The organism is Agathobacter sp. (assembly GCF_977054825.1).
The window spans coordinates 302908-320468 of the sequence record NZ_CDRTEH010000002.1 but is presented as its reverse complement, the minus strand read 5'-3'; the positions used below and the strand labels follow the sequence as shown (position 1 = coordinate 320468).

The 17561-nt window shown below is 41.1% G+C and carries 19 protein-coding genes; 2 read left to right on the top strand and 17 right to left on the bottom strand.

The window, feature by feature from the left end; genetic code table 11:
- Positions 1-93: 93 nt before the first annotated feature.
- Together ACW6PM_RS03615 and ACW6PM_RS03610 are read left to right on the top strand one after the other, a co-directional pair.
- Entirely contained in the window at positions 94-486 is a 393-nt protein-coding gene (locus tag ACW6PM_RS03615) for a MerR family transcriptional regulator (protein WP_330021324.1), read from the top strand.
- Between the two features lies 1 nt (position 487).
- Positions 488-2245 (top strand): 1-deoxy-D-xylulose-5-phosphate synthase, encoded by a 1758-nt coding sequence (locus tag ACW6PM_RS03610; protein WP_456056247.1) that lies wholly within the window; start codon positions 488-490, stop codon positions 2243-2245.
- A gap of 167 nt (positions 2246-2412) precedes the next feature.
- On the opposite strand, the gene ACW6PM_RS03605 is transcribed toward ACW6PM_RS03610, so the two are convergent.
- The 17 genes from ACW6PM_RS03605 to radC all read right to left on the bottom strand — a co-directional run bounded on the left by ACW6PM_RS03605 (position 2413) and on the right by radC (position 17497).
- Complete coding sequence (locus ACW6PM_RS03605) at positions 2413-3048, bottom strand: cytidylate kinase-like family protein (RefSeq protein ID WP_448753986.1); 636 nt, start codon at positions 3046-3048, stop codon at positions 2413-2415.
- Positions 3049-3104: 56 nt separating this feature from the next.
- Positions 3105-4043 carry an RluA family pseudouridine synthase gene (locus ACW6PM_RS03600; protein WP_308649830.1) on the bottom strand — a complete coding sequence of 313 codons (939 nt, stop codon included), beginning with the start codon at positions 4041-4043 and terminating at the stop codon, positions 3105-3107.
- 17 nt (positions 4044-4060) lie between these two features.
- Positions 4061-4657, bottom strand: a complete 597-nt coding sequence (locus ACW6PM_RS03595; RefSeq protein WP_456056246.1) for a signal peptidase II — start codon at positions 4655-4657, stop codon at positions 4061-4063.
- A 19-nt stretch (positions 4658-4676) separates the two neighbouring features.
- Positions 4677-5219 (bottom strand): cell division protein SepF, encoded by a 543-nt coding sequence (locus ACW6PM_RS03590; protein WP_456056245.1) that lies wholly within the window; start codon positions 5217-5219, stop codon positions 4677-4679.
- 50 nt (positions 5220-5269) lie between these two features.
- Positions 5270-5968 carry a YggS family pyridoxal phosphate-dependent enzyme gene (locus tag ACW6PM_RS03585; RefSeq protein ID WP_456056244.1) on the bottom strand — a complete coding sequence of 233 codons (699 nt, stop codon included), beginning with the start codon at positions 5966-5968 and terminating at the stop codon, positions 5270-5272.
- Between the two features lie 48 nt (positions 5969-6016).
- Complete coding sequence (locus tag ACW6PM_RS03580) at positions 6017-7405, bottom strand: HlyD family efflux transporter periplasmic adaptor subunit (RefSeq protein ID WP_456056243.1); 1389 nt, start codon at positions 7403-7405, stop codon at positions 6017-6019.
- 53 nt (positions 7406-7458) lie between these two features.
- Complete coding sequence (locus ACW6PM_RS03575) at positions 7459-7881, bottom strand: twitching motility protein PilT (protein WP_308649825.1); 423 nt, start codon at positions 7879-7881, stop codon at positions 7459-7461.
- A gap of 95 nt (positions 7882-7976) precedes the next feature.
- Positions 7977-8948: a D-alanyl-D-alanine carboxypeptidase family protein gene (locus ACW6PM_RS03570; RefSeq protein ID WP_448753992.1), complete on the bottom strand. Its 972-nt coding sequence runs from the start codon at positions 8946-8948 to the stop codon at positions 7977-7979.
- Entirely contained in the window at positions 8932-9327 is a 396-nt protein-coding gene (locus ACW6PM_RS03565; RefSeq protein ID WP_012742580.1) for a methylglyoxal synthase, read from the bottom strand. The genes ACW6PM_RS03570 and ACW6PM_RS03565 overlap by 17 nt, the downstream gene beginning before the upstream one ends.
- Before the next feature lie 11 nt (positions 9328-9338).
- Entirely contained in the window at positions 9339-10451 is a 1113-nt protein-coding gene (locus tag ACW6PM_RS03560) for an FtsW/RodA/SpoVE family cell cycle protein (protein ID WP_448753993.1), read from the bottom strand.
- Positions 10452-10503: 52 nt separating this feature from the next.
- Positions 10504-10716: a cell division topological specificity factor MinE gene (locus tag ACW6PM_RS03555; protein ID WP_118256972.1), complete on the bottom strand. Its 213-nt coding sequence runs from the start codon at positions 10714-10716 to the stop codon at positions 10504-10506.
- Positions 10713-11459 (bottom strand): septum site-determining protein MinD, encoded by a 747-nt coding sequence (gene minD, locus ACW6PM_RS03550; RefSeq protein ID WP_448753994.1) that lies wholly within the window; start codon positions 11457-11459, stop codon positions 10713-10715. Before minD ends, ACW6PM_RS03555 begins: the two co-directional genes overlap by 4 nt.
- Before the next feature lie 13 nt (positions 11460-11472).
- Positions 11473-14295, bottom strand: coding sequence for a penicillin-binding transpeptidase domain-containing protein (locus tag ACW6PM_RS03545; protein WP_456056242.1), 2823 nt, complete (start codon positions 14293-14295; stop codon positions 11473-11475).
- Positions 14285-14806 (bottom strand): rod shape-determining protein MreD, encoded by a 522-nt coding sequence (mreD, locus tag ACW6PM_RS03540; protein ID WP_456056241.1) that lies wholly within the window; start codon positions 14804-14806, stop codon positions 14285-14287. The genes ACW6PM_RS03545 and mreD overlap by 11 nt, the downstream gene beginning before the upstream one ends.
- An 8-nt stretch (positions 14807-14814) precedes the next feature.
- The gene (gene mreC / locus ACW6PM_RS03535; RefSeq protein WP_308649818.1) at positions 14815-15765 is read right to left on the bottom strand and encodes a rod shape-determining protein MreC; all 951 of its coding nucleotides are present in this window, start codon (positions 15763-15765) and stop codon (positions 14815-14817) included.
- A gap of 14 nt (positions 15766-15779) precedes the next feature.
- Complete coding sequence (locus ACW6PM_RS03530; protein ID WP_456056240.1) at positions 15780-16784, bottom strand: rod shape-determining protein; 1005 nt, start codon at positions 16782-16784, stop codon at positions 15780-15782.
- Between the two features lie 23 nt (positions 16785-16807).
- Positions 16808-17497, bottom strand: a complete 690-nt coding sequence (gene radC, locus ACW6PM_RS03525; RefSeq protein WP_456056239.1) for a RadC family protein — start codon at positions 17495-17497, stop codon at positions 16808-16810.
- Positions 17498-17561 lie beyond the last annotated feature (64 nt).

Here is a 17561-nt window from a genome sequence, read left to right as displayed (position 1 = left end):
GATGAAACAACAAAATATATGAAAAACTCTTGACTTGGAGTGGACTCCAAGTGATATAGTTTCATTGTAGCAATCAAAAAGGAGGCGATGTGAGTGACTATCAAGGAAGTGAGTGAGCGGTTTGGTGTGTCTACTGATACACTCAGGTATTATGAGCGCATAGGCCTGATTCCACCGGTTGCAAGGACTTCAGGCGGTATACGCGATTATACCGAATCAGATATCAGCTGGGTGGAGCACACTATATGCATGCGCAATGCCGGAGTTCCGATTGAGGCGCTTATAGAATATATCAGGCTTTTTCAGATGGGAGATGCCACATTTGAAGCAAGGTGTCAGCTTCTCAAGGAGCAATACGAGCAGCTTGATGAGCAGAAAAAACAGATTGAAAACACGATGGAACGCTTACAGTATAAAATTTCTAAATACGAGAATGCGATAAAGACAGGTGAATTGACCTGGGGCAAAAAGGAGGACACAAAATAATATGTATCTTGAGAAAATTAACGGACCAGAAGATGTAAAGAAAATTAAGATAGATGAACTGCCGGTGCTGGCGCAGGAGATAAGAGATGCACTTTTAGTAAGAGCAAGTAAGCATGGCGGACATTTTGGACCGAATTTTGGAATGGTTGAAGCGACAATCGCTTTACATTATGTATTTGAATCACCTAAGGACAAAATTGTTTATGATGTATCGCACCAGAGTTATCCTCATAAGATGCTTACGGGGCGTAAGGAAGCGTATTTGTCTGAACAGCACTATGATGATGTGTCAGGCTATACAAATCCAAACGAGAGCGAGCATGATTTCTTTACAGTCGGACACACATCAACGTCTGTCAGTCTGGCTGCAGGTCTTGCAAAGGCAAGGGACTTAAATGGTGAAAACGGCAATGTGATTGCGGTCATCGGAGACGGCTCATTAAGCGGAGGAGAAGCACTTGAGGGACTTGATTTTGCTGCTGAGCTTCAAAGCAATTTTATTATTATTGTAAATGACAACGATATGTCGATTGCTGAAAATCATGGAGGTCTCTATCAGAATCTTGCTCTGCTTCGAAAGACTGACGGTCAGGCAGAATGCAATCTGTTTAAGGCTATGGGACTTGACTATGTGTATGTTGACAGGGGCAACGATGTGGCAGCTCTTATCGAGGCATTTAAAGAGGTTAAGGACAGCACTAAACCGGTTGTAGTGCATATAAACACACTTAAGGGCAAGGGCTATGCCCCTGCAGAAAAATGCAAGGAGCAGTGGCATTACAGCGGTCCGTTCGATATAGAAACAGGAAAGCCGCTATTTGACAATGTGGAAGAGGATTATTCTTCTGTGACCTGTGAATATCTGCTTGAAAAGATGAAAAATGATTCTTCTGTTGTTGCAATTACTTCCGGTACGCCGACTGTTATGGGCTTTACAGAGGATAAGAGAAAAGAGGCTGGCAGTCAGTTTGTCGATGTAGGTATTGCAGAGGAGACTGCAGTGGCACTGGCATCCGGTATCGCAGTAAATGGTGGTAAACCATTTTATGGTGTATACAGTTCGTTTGTACAGAGAACCTTTGACCAGGTATCACAGGATGTCTGCATTAATAACAGTCCGATTACAATGGTAATATATCAGGGCTCCGTATATGGAATGAATGATGTTACACACTTAGGCTTTCAGGATATTCCGATGCTTTCAAATATTCCAAACCTGGTATATCTGGCACCGGCAACAAAGGAAGAGTATCTGGCTATGCTTGATTGGAGCATGGAGCAGACATCTTATCCGGTTGCGATAAAGCTGCCTGGTGGACCAATGATTTCAGATGGCTCAAGGGTGACAAAGGATTTTGGCATACTCAACAGATATGAGGTGGCTCAGACAGGAGAAAAGATTGCTATTATCGGTCTGGGAACCTTCTTTGAACTGGCAAAGGAGGCTGCGAAGCTTCTTAAAGAAGAAGCCGGAATTAACGCAACTGTAATCAATCCGTATTATATCACCGGATTGGATGAGGCGCTTTTGACTAAGCTTAAGCAAGATCATGATACTGTTATTACTTTAGAGGATGGTATTTTAGATGGCGGCTTTGGCGAAAAAATCGCACGATTCTATGGTGCAAGCAATATGAAGGTGCTGAATTATGGATTGAAAAAAGAATTTCTTGACAGGTATGATGTGGATGCTGTACTGAAGAATAATCATCTGACTGCAGAGCAGATTGTGGAGGATGTATTACCATTTATTCGCTAAACACAAGTTTAACGAATAAATGACAGCGTAAAGAGTACCAAAATACCACATAGATAACATTTCTCCAGCTGCTTTTACATAATACATGTAATTTAGATATACAACACACATATAAAATAAGCCACCGAACCCGCTATTTACATCAGCTCCGGTGGCTTTAAATCCGTTTATTTATTATGATTTCTCATGCATTCTCTGTATTTAAGTATCAGCTCGATTGAATCCTCAACCGATATCTGGCTTGTGTTCAGGCACAGATCATAGCTTCTTGCGTCTCCCCATTTTTTACTGGTATAGTAATTGTAATAGCTTGAGCGCTCTTTATCTTTTTTCTTGATTATATCCTTTGCCTTGTTCTCCGAAACATTGAGTCTTTCACTGATTCTTTTAATCCTGTCGTCCATGTTGGAACGTACGAAGATGTTGAGGCAATGTGGCTCATCTGCTAAAGCATAGTCGGCGCAGCGGCCCACGATAACGCATGATTCATTTGCCGCAATCTTTTTGATAGCATCGAACTGTGCTAAAAATACCTTATGATTCAGAGGCATATCAAGAAACGGTGCTGTAGAATAAGAGCCACCGGTGTATGTGTCCATGACAAGCGAATATAAAAAGCTGTTTGTAGGCTTTTCGTCGTGCGACTCAAATATTTCCTCGCAAAGTCCTGATTCCTTAGCTGCCTGCTGTAAAAGCTCTTTGTCATAAAATTTAATTCCAAGTCTTTCGGCTAAATCGCGTCCGACCTGTTTTCCGAGGCTTCCAAATTCTCTTCCTATTGTGTAAATTTCGTTTGATCCCATAATTCAGACCCCCTTATATAAATTATAAAAAATATATCACTATGTGACAATTTAATTTAGTTGTTATTTATATTATACAACACTTCAAGCAAATTGGCAAAGTATTTTGGTAAAGGTGCATCAAATTCCATATATTCACCGGTTTTTGGATGAACAAACCCTATGGTTTTCGCGTGCAGACACTGTCCTTGCAGGCCCTTGAATCTGTTTTTGGTAGGTGAATAGCTGGAATACAGCATATCTCCAAGCAACGGGTGATTAATGCTTGCCATGTGCACGCGTATCTGGTGTGTTCTGCCGGTTTCAAGCTTAAACTGCATATATGTGTAGTCGCCAAAGCGTTCAAGCACCTTATAATGCGTGACCGCAGGCTTTCCGTTTTTCTCATTGATGGCCATTTTCTTGCGGTCATTGGGATTTCTGCCTATGGCACCCTCTATGGTGCCCTCGTCATCCTTTACATTGCCGCAGACAATGCCTACGTATATACGGTTGCAGCTATGGTCCTTAATCTGTTCTGATATTTTTATATGGCTTTCATCGTTCTTGCAGACAATAAGAGAGCCTGTAGTATCCATATCTATGCGATGAACTATACCGGGCCGTATTTCGCCGTTTATACCACTTAAAGAGTCCTTGCAGTGGTACATTATGGCATTTACAAGTGTATCGCTGTAATGCCCGGCTGAGGGGTGTACAACCATGCCCTTTGGCTTATTGACTACCAGTACGTCATCGTCCTCATAAAGTATGTCAAGAGGTATGTCCTGTGGCAGGATAGGTGTCTGTACTGCATCGGGGATTGTGACATCTACTATATCATCAGCCTTCAGCCTGTAATTTGCCTTCTGGGGCTTATCATTGACCAGTATTTGGTTTTCTTTTAGTATCCGTTGAAAAAAGGAGCGAGAAATATCCGGATAAATGCTGCTTAAGTATTTATCCAGTCGTTCTCCCTCCTGTTCACTCTGGACTTCAAATGTATCTCTATTCATAGTGAAGCCTTCTCTTTTTATTTATTTTCTTGCTTTTTGTCAGGAAAGATTACGGAAAAATCCTCCTCTTTGTAGTAAAACAGCCCGAGTATGATAAACATAAATGCCGCTACAGTGACGTATATATCAGCCACATTGAATATCGGAAAATTAATCAGGCTAAAATAAAAGAAATCAACCACATAATTATTTACAATACGGTCTATCAGATTGCCAAGTGCGCCGGCAACAAACAGTATTACAACAACATTCAGCAGCCCAAAACGCTTTGTGGCAGGTATTTTGCGATACCATACACACAGAAGTATAACGACTGCAATTGTGATTACTGAGAAAAAAATCATCTTGGCACGTAAAAATGCCATTGGATTCTCAGACCAATATGTAAAATGAAAGATATTCTGTATGATTGAAAGCAGATCAACACCAAATGCAGCACTCTGGTTTTCAAGATATCTGAGCTCGAAAACTCCCGGAATGAGAACAAATACACCGGTGGATGATTGCTTTAGGTTAACAACAGCCAGATACTTGGTAAGCTGGTCAATTGCTACAAGAATCACTGCAATGATGCCTGCTGTACACAGCTGTTTTTTTGTTTTATTTTTCTTCATAGCTGATTTGATACTCCGCTTAATAAGATGAACCCGGGAGATCAAATGAATCCATGAGACTCTGGATATCGCCTGAGATATCTACTCCGTGTGGTGTGGCAATAAAGATAAAGTTGGATATCTTCTGCAGATTACCGTGCAGTGCATATGCTGAGCCTGATGTGAAATCTATGATGCGCTGTGCCACATCGACATTTAGCCCCTCCATGTTGATGACGACTGTACGTCCGTTAAGTAATGTGTCTGTTATTTCTATTTCGTCTTCAATTGAACTTGGTTTTATTACGCAAACTTCCATGTCTGATGATACCTGCTTTCTGGATGATTTTGATATTGGTGTAATCTTGGATGTAGTCTTAACAGGCTTCTCCTTTGGGATTGTATCACGCTTTGTGCTTTTTATAGCCGGTTCCTCTTCAACTGCTTCTTTCTTTCTGCGGAAAGGATTTCTTGGAAGATCTTCTTCTTCCTCGTCATCGAGGTAATAATCCTCGTTATCGAACTCCTCATCATCCTCAGAATTTAAACTCATTTTGTCAAGAATCTTATCTATGAAACCCATTTTTTATATTCCTTTTCTCTTTTTATTTTATGTATAGCATATGCAAAGCATCAATTAGCCTTGCTGTAGTCACGCTCTCCAAATATTCCGGTACCGACACGTACCATTGTTGCGCCCTCTTCTATTGCTACTGTGTAATCTCCTGTCATACCCATGGACAGAACATTCATACTGACATTATCTATGTTTTTATGTGCTATGTCAACTGATAATTGCTTAATATCTCTAAAGTATTGTCTGTTATCCTCTGGATCATCTACAAATGGTGCTATAGTCATAAGTCCTTTGATACGGATGTGATCCAATTTAGCAATTTCTTCAACTAATGAGATAGCCTCATCACGTGATGTGCCAAACTTAGATGCCTCACCTGCTATATTGACCTCTACCAATATGTCGCAGATGCAGTCATGCTTTATGGCCTGCTTTTGTATCTCTTTTGCCAGATGAAGTGAATCTACAGAGTGAATGAGTGATGTTTTGCCGACTATATACTTTACCTTGTTGGTCTGGAGATGCCCGATCATGTTCCAGCGGATGTCCTTTGGCATAACCTCCATCTTTTCACACATTTCCTGTACCTTATTTTCGCCGAACTCACGGATGCCCTCATCGTATATCTCACTTAGCATCTCAACAGGCTTTGTTTTGCTGACAGCAATTAGTGTGACATCACTATAGCTTCTGTGTGCTCTGTCACATGCTGCCTTTATATTTTGCTGAACCTGATGTAAGTTGTCTTTTAACATAAAATCTGTCCCTTCCGTATATTTTATCAATATTATTTATTACCAATATTATTTTGTGATGGTCTGATTTTCCTTTACGGATTTTCCATCCAAGGCTATATGGTCATAAAGTGAAATGCCAAATGGTGTTTTGGCTTCTACAATTGTGTAGTCATCGTTTGATGCAAGCTCCTTTATCTGCTTAAACACAGCGTATCCCTTGTTGATATTGTAGACCCCTGTGAGCTTGTCCTTATCGGTTCCAACCCTGTAGGTTGATGAGGAATCGGGTTTTACAATTATATCGCCGTCCTTCAGATATTCATCATCTACAAAATAAAAGTCATCATTCTGGCTGAATATGGTTGGATTTACTATATTTACTGAGCCGCTGCTTTTATCCTTTATCATGAGCGAGGAAGCATCGGAATCACCGCTTGCAGTAAAGTATTCCTTTGGAATAGTGAAAAATTCCTTTTTGGTAATAGCTGAATTAGGTATTTTAAGCCCGGTGTCTGAGCCGAGCACGAGCTCTATATTGGTAAAACGCTCATTTATGTAGCGGATGAGCGAATTTTTCATGTTCAGCTTCAGAAAAAAAGCATCGTCCTTCTTTAAAATGCTAAATGCTACAGTGGTAGTAAAGTCATCATCGCAGAACCTGATTTTGACGACTGACTTTTCATTCAGGCTCTTGGCAACATTGTCGGGAACATTTATAAGAATATTCCAGTTCTCGCTTGTAATCAGCTTATACACAGGATCCAGCTGATTGATGGTGCTGTTGTCTGTTAAATCAGTCTCTTCATAATTGGTATTGTTGTACTGATCAAGAGTGAAGCTGTCCGTTGTGACATCCTCGTAGCCGTCTATTCCGTAATAGACTATACCGGGAGCTGCCGGCCTATATGTATAGAAGGTGTTGTTAGCCTCAGCAGTGCTGATTGTATCTGCCAAACTTGTCAGGGCATTCTGGCTGAGCACCTGTGTCAGCTGTGCAGACAGGTCGTTTTTAAAGGTATAAACCTTTGAAAAGAATCGTCTGTCGTAGCCGGATGAAAAACTGTTTATGTCAGTGATAATCTGCCCGGCATCCTCGTCGGTAATGGCAGAGGCATCATTTTGAGCACCTGTAATCTGTGTTGCAATGGAGCCGTCTGTATCTACCGAGTAGACTACATCACTTGTTGCAACCTTTGAGCCGTTTGACACAAAGAAGTTGAGGCTTCCTGATTCCTCAGCATACACTACACTCTCCTCGCGGATTATCATGCCCTTATATATGTTGTTGGTTGCTATAGTACCCTGTTGTACCTCATATTCCGATACCGGCTTTGAAGTGATATATGTAAATATGTGAAAAATTACATAGATTATTATTACAAAAAAAACAATAAAACCGATATTCAGATTGAAGCCGTTGTTATATTTCAGTACTTTTTTATTTTTTCGGGACACAATTTTACTCCTTAAAAAAGGGATGTGAAATACACATCCCCATAATTAATCATTTATAAAGAAATGATAACCTTTGCTTTAGCACATTCAGGCAGTCTGTCAATATTCCTTGAAACACTTAAGATGAACTTCACCTTAAACTTCTCACTGATTATATCAAGCTTTTCGATTGCCTTGGTGATATCCCCCTCATCATCAAGCGATGCAATTGTAAGGAAGCTGTCTAAATACATCTCCTCCAGATCATGATCCTGCGAAATGATTCCGCATATAAATCCTAAAAACTCATCACAATTGTCAATAGGATAGTCCATAACATTGATTAATCTAACCTGATTATTAAGCTCATACATGTGCTTCTGGCTCTTATCAAGAAAAACTATGGAACCTTCTTTTCCCTTAACTGATGAATTTACCTTGTCTAACAGCTCTTTTGTCTTGCCCTTGCCCTTGTCTCCACAAATAATTTCTATCATGGCTCATTCCTCCTATGGATAAATATTGTGATAATTAATAAAAAATAATTGTATTTTTATATTATTATAGTATAAATAACCATAAAACTCAATATTTAATTAGCAAATCCACTAAGTATTTCATTCATGAAGCTATAAAGGTCCTTTTTACCATCTGCCTTGTAAACTATGCTTATGATACGCTCATTTTTAGCATTCTGGCTTAGCAGTACGAGACAATACCCGGCCTCTCCTGTGGTGCCTGTCTTTCCACCTGTCACTGTTACATTTTCAGGTGCTGTATAGGCGCCTGTCAGATAGCCGCAGGTATTCTTAAAGGTCTTTGAAACAGCAGTGCCCTGGGCATTTGTATATGCCGCGTCATGGGTCTGTGAACTGATGATCGCAACAAAGCTCTCTAAGGATATGGCATTTGAAAAAATGAGGTACATGTCATATATGGTGGTGTAATGATTTTCATCAGGCAGACCACTTGGGTTTACAAAATTGCTGTTTGTGGCGCCGAAGCTCTTTGCAGTGCTGTTCATCAGCTTTGCAAACTCTTCTACAGAACCGCTGCAGTACTCTGCCAGTGCTATTGCGGCATCATTGCCACTCTCAAGCAAAAGTCCATACAATAAGTCCTGTACTGTGATGACGTCACCCTCCTTTAAGCCGCATACAGATGATGAATGACCCGGGTTTGCCGCGTCATGGCTTACAGTGACGGTTGCATTTAAATCACAGTTTTTAAGAATTATGTATGCAGTTAAAATCTTTGTAGTGCTTGCAGGGTAGAGCTTTTCAAACAGATTCTGGCTGTACAGCACCTGATGAGTGTCTATATTGAAGGCTCCGGCTCCCTCTGCGGTCTTTGCAAACTGCATATTGTCCTGACCAAAATTGACATCGTTTGTGACGCATAAATTGGAAGCAAAATAATTACTTCCGTTGTATCCGTTGATATAATCGGTGGAATACGTATCATATGCATTTTCAATCTTTGTGCCACATCCGGTCATAAAAACCGCTGCTATGCATGTCAGACATAGCAGTCGCTTGATTTTTTGTTTACTTGTACATCTCACGCCAGTCAAGATCTCCTCTGTCCAATGATAAAATGAGCAGCTCTGCTGTAGCCAGATTGGTGGCAAGTGGTATATTGTGCTCATCACAAATACGGAAAATGCTGTTTACCTCAGGCTCGTGTGGCTTAGGCTTTAATGGATCACGCAGAAAGATGACAAGGTCTATGTCATTGTGCTCTATCTGTGCTCCAAGCTGCTGGATGCCTCCTAAGTGTCCTGCAAGATATTTGTGTACTGAAAGGTTTGCAACCTCCTCTATCAGACGTCCGGTGGTGCCTGTCGCGTACAAATTATTCTTGCTTAAGATACCTCTGTATGCTATGCAGAAGTTCTGCATCAGTTTTTTCTTTGAATCATGTGCAACTAATCCTATGTTCATTGCTAACCTCCCTATGAATATTTCTTCGGCTGTAATCCTACATTCAGGACAATTCCCATTCCAATGTACAGTGAAACAAGCGACGTAAGTCCATAACTGACAAATGGAAGAGTCATACCGGTATTGGGCATAAGACCTGTGGCTACGCACAAATTGATAAAGGCCTGAAAGCCTATAAGTGCACCCATGCCACAGCATATGAGCTTTCCGCTTGTGTCCTTTGCCTTCCTTGCTATAAGTATACACTCAATTACGATAAGAAGCAAAAGAATTATTATACTGATTGTACCGATAAAGCCAAGCTCCTCTCCTGCAACGGCAAATATAAAATCTGTCTGAGGCTCTATGATGTAATTTGTGTTCTTCATAGAGGTGACTACCGAGTTGTTAAGTCCCTTGCCAAACAACTGCCCTGAGCCTATCGCCCAGATAGAGTTTCTCTGCTGTGCTGCCGTATCAGCGTAATTTGTCGGGTCAAGCCACGACATGATACGCGTGGCAGGATAAAAGCCCTTTTTGATAAGTGCCTCTGCATGTGTATATATGTAGCTAAGCACTATCAGAACTATCGGTACGGAAACTCCGAGTACCGGCATTATTATTTTATAACTTAATCCGCTAATAAACAAGAGGGCAGCGAAAATTAATGCAGTAAGAATTGTTGTTGAGTTGTCAGGCTGTTTATAAATGAGGAATAATGGTATTCCAACAAATATAACTGACAGTACTAACGTCTTTACCGTGTTTATGGTTTCCTCATACTTGGCAAAGAAATAGGCAAAGAACAAAATTATTATAATTTTGGCAATCTCAGAAGGCTGGAATCTGATACCTGCAATCTCAAACCAGCGCTGTGCACCCTTTGCATCATCACCTGCAAATAGAACAAGTAACAGCAGCACAACCATGCCGGCATAATATATCCACACGAATTTGAGCAGAAATGAGTAATCTATCAGGGAAAGCACTATCATGATAATCAGTCCCATTATAAAGCCTATTATCTGCTTGCTTTGTACGGAGTGCTTGGCACTGCCTATCAGCAGAATGCCTATAATCGACAAAGCTATTATGTATATTACTAATTGAAAGTGATAATTCTTTAGTCTGTACTGTTTGAGCATTTTGTTACTTCCTATCTGTTATCTCTGTTATCCTAATTATAATACGTATTTGTTAAAGGTTATTAATTGAATTTTTGTCGCGCATGATAATCCTTACCTCGTAAGCTTCATCATTTATATTCATATGTCTTTGTATCACGCTTTTTATCTCTTTTTTAATCTGTGTCATATTGTCTGAAGCAGATATTGTGCTTCTATCCTCTGCAAGTGCTATTTTAAGCCTTTTCTTCGCGTATTCTCCTGTTTTGGAAAATTTATGCATCATACAGCGGCACCTCTCATATCATCAGAGGAACGGATCAGCTGGCCGGATATACGGGCAAATACAGGAGCAAGCCTGCTTTTGGTTTCGCGGACAGGTATTCCTCTGTTCTGGCAAATGATAACACTTTTGTCATAAGGAATAGTGCCAATAACCCTGGTTGAAAGAAGTGCTGTGATATCATTATCGGATATCATCTGATGCCTTCTTACCATATGCCTGTCATATGCATTAACTATGACTGATATATCATCAAGATGTGCGCTGTCGAGCAGGCTTATGCATCGCCTTGCATCGTGTATGGCAGATACATGCGGTGTAGTAACTACTATCGCACGGTCTGCAGGTGCGGCTGAAAACCAAAAGCCGCTGTCGATGCCCGCAGGGGAATCTATCAGACAATAATCAAAGCTTGATTTAAGCTCCTCTATAAGTATCTTGAAGCGTGCTTCATAGCTGCATAGCGTATCCATGGAAGGTGCTGCAGGAATTACATATAGATTGGGATACTTCTTATTGCGTATGATTGCCTGTCTGATGCGGCATGTGCGGTTTAGGATGTCGAGGATATTGTAATTGACCTTGTCCTCTATTCCCATTACCAGGTCCAGATTGCGAAGCCCCATGTCTGTATCGAGCATGATGACTTTTTTATCTAACTGTGAAAGTTCAACTCCGATGTTGGAAATAACCGTAGTTTTTCCAACACCGCCTTTTCCTGAAGTGAAAACTATTGCTTCACTCACAAAAATAAACCTCCTAGTCTGTTCTGGCACTTGAGCCTGATGAGTTAACACCCTCAGCCTTGACTGCGAGTAAATCGTCAAGTGACTCCAGATTGTAATAATATGAAATTATATTTCTGGATGCAGCTGCAGCATTGTGTGAGCTGTATCCATATGATATACGTGTAGCTATTGTAATTTCAGGATCGCTTGATGGAGCGTATCCTACAAACAGAGCGTGGTTTGGTCTTGTCTCAACCTGCTGTGCGGTTCCTGTCTTACCTGACACCTCAACGCCTGTAAAGCCGCCAAATACATCGTGCAGGTCTTCGACCACCATACGCATTCCCTGATGGATGGCATCCCACTGGCTTTGAGTGAGTGTGCCTGATATATCGGTTGATTTTGAATCATACTGTTTGACTGTTTTGCCATCTGCATCCACAATTTTGTTCATCAGCTTGTAGTCATAAAGCTTTCCGGAAGCAACTGCTGTCACATATCTTGAAAGAGAAATAGTCGTATAGTTGTTATTACTCTGTCCGATAGCTGCCATAACAGGATATTGTGTGGCAATGGATGGTGTCTTTTCTACTATCTCAACACCTGACTTTTGATCAAGTCCATATATAGATGCATATTTTTGTATGTATTTCATACCATTTTCATCGTCATATGAACCGGTGTCCTTGCTTGCAAGCCGAAAGCCTGTTGTATAAAAGAATACGTTACATGAATCCCTTAAAGCCTCCGATACATTGTCCATACCATGTGCACCCGGATAAATCCAGCATTTTGGCTGATTGCTGATTTCTGTAAATATACCTGTACAATTTATCTTTGACGAGGTATCAATAACTCCCTCGGCAAGGCCTGCGGTGCTTGATACCATCTTGAAGGTAGATCCCGGTGCAGTCTGTTCCTGGGTGGCATAATTCCAAAGCGGGTTGGACTTGTCCTCTCTGAGCGACTGGTAGTAATCGGCATCTACAGTGTTTGCCAGCTTGTTGTTGTCATAGCCCGGATAGCTGACTAAAGCCTTTAGCTGTCCTGTCTTTGCATCAGTTATGACACATGAGCCTGTACATGGGTCAAGGGCAAGCTGTGCAGGTGTTATCTCTATATTGTTTATTTTGTCCATAAGAAATGCATATGGACTGATGGAACCATTGGCAATGTTGTTTACAGTTGCATCGTCATAATCGAGTACACCCTGATCAAAAAGCAGAAGACACAGCTGCTGTCCTGTGACTGCTCCGGAATTCACCATATATTTGTAGATGATTTTGGCAAAGTCTTTATTGTCAGTCATGGCATCTCTGATATACGTACAGAGTGCTGTGTAAATCTCACTTGAATCAGCATATTTCTGGTCCACATCAAGCTTGGTGATGTCTATCCACTGCTTTGAAATGCAGTATTTGAGATAATCACGCGGCGAAAGTGTGCCTGCCTTCCATGAGGTGTATGTGGAATCAGAGGTATCTATCTGCTTGCTTAAAAGCAGTCCGTCATCGTTTAGCACAGACATAACACATGTAAAATAATCAAGTGTCTGCTCCGACATGGAAGCAGTGCCTGAGGTACCACCTTCAAGCTCACTGTCGATAGTGGACAGTGCACTCTGCAGCTGGCTGCTGAAGGAATTGTATATAGCCTGCTCAGTAGCTGATGCATCAGATGCATTGAAATGTGTCAGGTCAACTACATTGTTGTTGATCAGTGCAAAGTAGACATCATTTATAGGTATTTCACCGGATTTTATTTTGGAATAAACGATTCCTGCAATCTCCTGCTCCAACAGCTTGTAGGTTGCCTCCTGCAGCCTGATGTCAATGCTCAGGTAGACATCATTGCCGGAAACAGGATTTTCCTGGCTTATTACCTCGTTTATCTTGCCGACATTGTTTACATATACCTGTTTTTCACCGTTTTTGCCTCGCAGATAGCTCTCATAGTACTGCTCTAAGCCGGATTTACCTACCATATCATTTTGTGTATATGAGTCATCATCCTTTGAGAGCTCATTGTACTCGTCTGTAGATATCTTGCCTGTGTATCCTATGAGTGATGAAATATATTCAGGATAGTTGTACTTACGTATCGTATCCTCCTCAATTGATACACCGGTAAGAGTATCTGAATGTTCATTGACATATGCGACTATGGAGTCATTTACATCCTTTGCAATGGTAGTGGTTTTGTATTTAGTGAATCGGTTCTGCTTTATGGCATATCGCATCACTACAATATCATAGGTGGCCTGTGTATCATACTTGCTGCTTATGTCAAAGCATTCGTACTGATTAGAGCTTAGGTAATCAATGACATTCTGGGCGCTGGCATTTGCCTCATCAAAGCCAAGTGACTTATTGTATTCGAGCTTGTCATATTTTTTTCCGAACACATCTGACAGAAATCTCTTTTTGGAGGTTTCAGAGGTGAAAGTGAAGCTGTATGTACCGTCATCGTTTAAAACAATCGGAAAATCATTGTATATGGAGCCACCATTGTCTTTTATTACATTGATAATTTCATTAAGCTCTTTGTTTAAAAGACGGTTGTGCTCCTTTGTGGATGAATAGCTGCCGTTGTCTGAGATGACTACAGAGTATGCAAGCTGATTGTAAGCAAGCAGCTCCCCATTTACATCGTATATATTGCCTCTCGATGCCTCTATGGACAGTGGCTTTTTAATCAGCATTATGAAGTTTTTCTGATAATCCGCACCTTTAATTATCTGAAGGGTAAAGACTCTCTCGGCGAGCAGGGCAAACATGAGAACAATGACTGCCGCCAAAACAAAAAGTCTTGAGCTGAAAAATTTCTTCAGAAAGTCTTTTATATCATAAATCAAATTTCTTTGCTCTCCTTTTCTCGTGTGCTTCCAGCTTCTGGTTTACCTTAAGAAATACCAGATACAAAAGTATACTGATGACCATCGTGTATACAAATTCAGGTACAATAATTGACTTCAGATAGTACAAAAAGCTAAATCTGCCACGCAGTAAAAACATAAAAAAGTATACTACCAGATTGTATAACAAATCGCTGCCTCCTATCAGAAGCATAGGAAGCTTTATATCATCAGGATAGAATCTTTTTTGGAATAATCCATTGATAAAACCGATATACATATATATTAAAGCATACAGTCCTATATATTTTCCGCAAAATATGTCAATAAGCAGTCCGCAAAAGAAGCCTACCCACAGTCCCTCCTTTTTGCCACGCATGAAGCCGAAGGATGACACTGCTATAATCAGCAGGTTCGGTGAGATGTTGGCAAAGGAAAGACTCTTAAACAGCGTGGTCTGCAATACAAAGCATAAAGCTATAATTATAAATAAAACAATTCTACGTCTCATGCTGCTCCTTACTTGTTTTCGGTTGAATTTTCAGTCTGGCTGTCACCGGCATCCTCTGTACCTTCGGTGTCGTCAGCGCTCTTAGTGTCACCGGTCTGCTTAAGCTGTGTGATGACCATGACATTTTCGATATGCTCAAAATCGACAACCGGCGTGATAGTACCTGATTTTGTCAGATTGTTGGAATTATTTTCGATTTTTGTCACATAGCCAATCAGTATACCCTGCTGGTAACGGTCTGACACGTATGAGGTAACTACAGGATCGCCCTCTTTCACCTTGTTGTCGTCATCCTTTAGCTCTGTAAAGGTAATGACTTTGTCCTCGTTCATGGTTTTTATATTGCCGCTGACTGTGAGGTTGTCCTCTGTGGTGGAAACCATGCCGCTGACCTTGCTCGCATCATCTATGATACAGCGTACCTTGGCAAAATTGTCGCCTGCATCGGTAACAATACCTACCAGTCCACTTCCAGCAAGCACATTCATGCCTACGTCCACTCCATCCTTTTTTCCCTTGTCGATGGTAAATGTAGAAAACCAGTTTCCGCTGTCCTTAGCTATGACGCTGGCAGCAACCTTGGGATATGATGGATATTTGGCATCAAGGTCCAGAAGCTGTCTGTAATTGTTAAGCTCATACTGCTCAAGCTTGTTGGTTGTGAGCTGTGTTGTAAGCTCCTCAACCTCTGCCTTAAGCTTTTTGTTCTCTGCCTTGACATTTTTTAATGTGCGTATTTCTGTAACCTTGTCCGAAATGTGGCTTCCAAAGCTGTTTATGCCCTTTTGCATAGGAATGAATACATATCCGGCAGCAGTCTTAAGTGGACCTCCGGATATGTTTAAGGTAAGGCTTAACAGCATGGCCACAAAGCAGACTGCTGTCATAATCAACAGTGTGTATCTGGCAGGCAGCTTTTTATTGTGCTTTCTCTTTCGATTGCGAAAATTCTTACTCATGTTAACCTCGGTTATTATTTTTTGATGCTGAACGGAAGTCTCTTATACTTTGAATCAGAAACTATTTGTACGAGACCGCGTACTGCGCTCTCCTCAGGACATTCTGAGCAGATGACTTTGATTCCGGTAATCTGTTCAAAGAGCTGGTCAAGTCCTGCAAGCTGTGAGCCGCCACCTGTGATATAAATGCCTGAATGGATGATATCCTTTGCAAGCTCAGGCGGAGTTTTCTCAAGAATCATTTTTATTGATGTGCATATAGACTCAAGGTTTGTCTGCATAGCCTCGTAAACAACCTTTGAACCAATCTCCATCTCAATAGGCAGACCACTTACCACATCGCGTCCCACTACGACCATGCTGTCCTCTCTTCCCGGAAGCGCAGAGCCTATAGTTTCCTTCAACAGCTTGGCAGTCTTTTGCCCGATTACAAGATTGAACTCCTTGCGCACGTAGGAGATAATCGACTCGTCAAGTCTGTTGCCACCGAAATGAAGCAGGTCACTAAGCACCAGACCACCGAGTGAAATGACCGATGTCTCTGTTGTGTCAGCACCCATATCTACTATCATGACACCTGTTGGCTCGTTTACATCTATTCCAAGACCTACAGCATCAGCGATAGGCTTCTCGCAGAGCATGACCTTTTTAGGCTTTGATTTGCTCTTGTAGAAGAGCTCGTAGAATGCTCTTTTCTCTACATCTGTGATATCTGTCGGCACAGCAATGATGAACTCGGCATTTTTGATACGTGCCTTTGTCTTGTGCTCCAAAAAGTCAAAAATCATAGTCTGAAGCAGATTATAGTCAGCAATAACTCCCTCTACGACAGGAAATATGACGTTGATTGTCTCCGGAGCCTTTTCATACATGGCATATGCACGGTCTCCATATGCATATATCTGATTTTTGTCTATAACGGCTATTGTATTTTTCTCAAGCATTGTCTTGCCTGTAGCCTTTGAGTATACTTTGAAATTGTTTGTTCCCAGATCAATTCCGTAAACGTTGTTGCTCATAATAATTCTACCTCGTCTTCTGTTTATATAAGTTTATTTTCATAGAAGCTATAATATTCGTTATCTCCGATTATGATATGGTCACAAAGCTCTATGGAAAAAATCCCTGAGCCCTCAATTAATCTGTCTGTGACAGCAATATCATTTCTGCTGGGAGTACAATCTCCACTTGGATGATTGTGCAATAAAACAAGCTTTGATGCATTTTTGTCAAGGGCGGTCCTGATGATGGAGCCTATGTCCACTACAGAGGAGCTTAATGAGCCCTTTGATATGAATTTGTCTCCTAAAAAACTGCTTTTTACATCAAAATAGGCACAAATGACGACTTCATTTGTGAGATGCCTCATCTGCTCCATATAGTAGTCAGCTATTGTGGCAGGATTATTCATTCTGATGCTTTGGACCTTTTTTGTCTTTGCTATGCGAAGCGACAGCTCAGCTATCGCCTTAAGCTGTATAGCCTTTATCTGCCCTATCCCGGGGATGCTAAGAAGCTCCTCATAGGACATATCATATAGATTGAGCAGATTGCCATGCCTGCCGGAGAGTATATCCTGTGCAATATCAATCACAGTCTTGTCTCTTGTGCCGGTCTTTATAATGATGGCAAGTAAATCAGCGTCTGACAGGCCTGATGCTCCAAGCGATAAAAATTTCTCATATGGTCGCTCTGAAGCCGGCAGATTTTTAATTGTTTTGTTATTATGCATTAATCCCTTTCGCTTCTCCCAGGCGATTGACAACGGATTTAAGCAAAGTTTTCAGTTAATTGTA

Coding starts and splice junctions, on each gene's coding strand:
- ACW6PM_RS03565 (WP_012742580.1), bottom strand. CDS start 9,327: ATGAACATAGGATTAGTTGCACATGATTCAAAGAAAAAACTGATGCAG.
- ACW6PM_RS03575 (WP_308649825.1), bottom strand. CDS start 7,881: ATGATAGAAATTATTTGTGGAGACAAGGGCAAGGGCAAGACAAAAGAG.
- ACW6PM_RS03600 (WP_308649830.1), bottom strand. CDS start 4,043: ATGAATAGAGATACATTTGAAGTCCAGAGTGAACAGGAGGGAGAACGA.
- ACW6PM_RS03590 (WP_456056245.1), bottom strand. CDS start 5,219: ATGGGTTTCATAGATAAGATTCTTGACAAAATGAGTTTAAATTCTGAG.
- radC (WP_456056239.1), bottom strand. CDS start 17,497: ATGCATAATAACAAAACAATTAAAAATCTGCCGGCTTCAGAGCGACCA.
- ACW6PM_RS03555 (WP_118256972.1), bottom strand. CDS start 10,716: ATGATGCATAAATTTTCCAAAACAGGAGAATACGCGAAGAAAAGGCTT.
- ACW6PM_RS03585 (WP_456056244.1), bottom strand. CDS start 5,968: ATGTTAAAAGACAACTTACATCAGGTTCAGCAAAATATAAAGGCAGCA.
- mreD (WP_456056241.1), bottom strand. CDS start 14,806: ATGAGACGTAGAATTGTTTTATTTATAATTATAGCTTTATGCTTTGTA.
- ACW6PM_RS03595 (WP_456056246.1), bottom strand. CDS start 4,657: ATGAAGAAAAATAAAACAAAAAAACAGCTGTGTACAGCAGGCATCATT.
- ACW6PM_RS03530 (WP_456056240.1), bottom strand. CDS start 16,784: ATGAGCAACAACGTTTACGGAATTGATCTGGGAACAAACAATTTCAAA.
- mreC (WP_308649818.1), bottom strand. CDS start 15,765: ATGAGTAAGAATTTTCGCAATCGAAAGAGAAAGCACAATAAAAAGCTG.
- ACW6PM_RS03560 (WP_448753993.1), bottom strand. CDS start 10,451: ATGCTCAAACAGTACAGACTAAAGAATTATCACTTTCAATTAGTAATA.
- ACW6PM_RS03610 (WP_456056247.1), top strand. CDS start 488: ATGTATCTTGAGAAAATTAACGGACCAGAAGATGTAAAGAAAATTAAG.
- ACW6PM_RS03605 (WP_448753986.1), bottom strand. CDS start 3,048: ATGGGATCAAACGAAATTTACACAATAGGAAGAGAATTTGGAAGCCTC.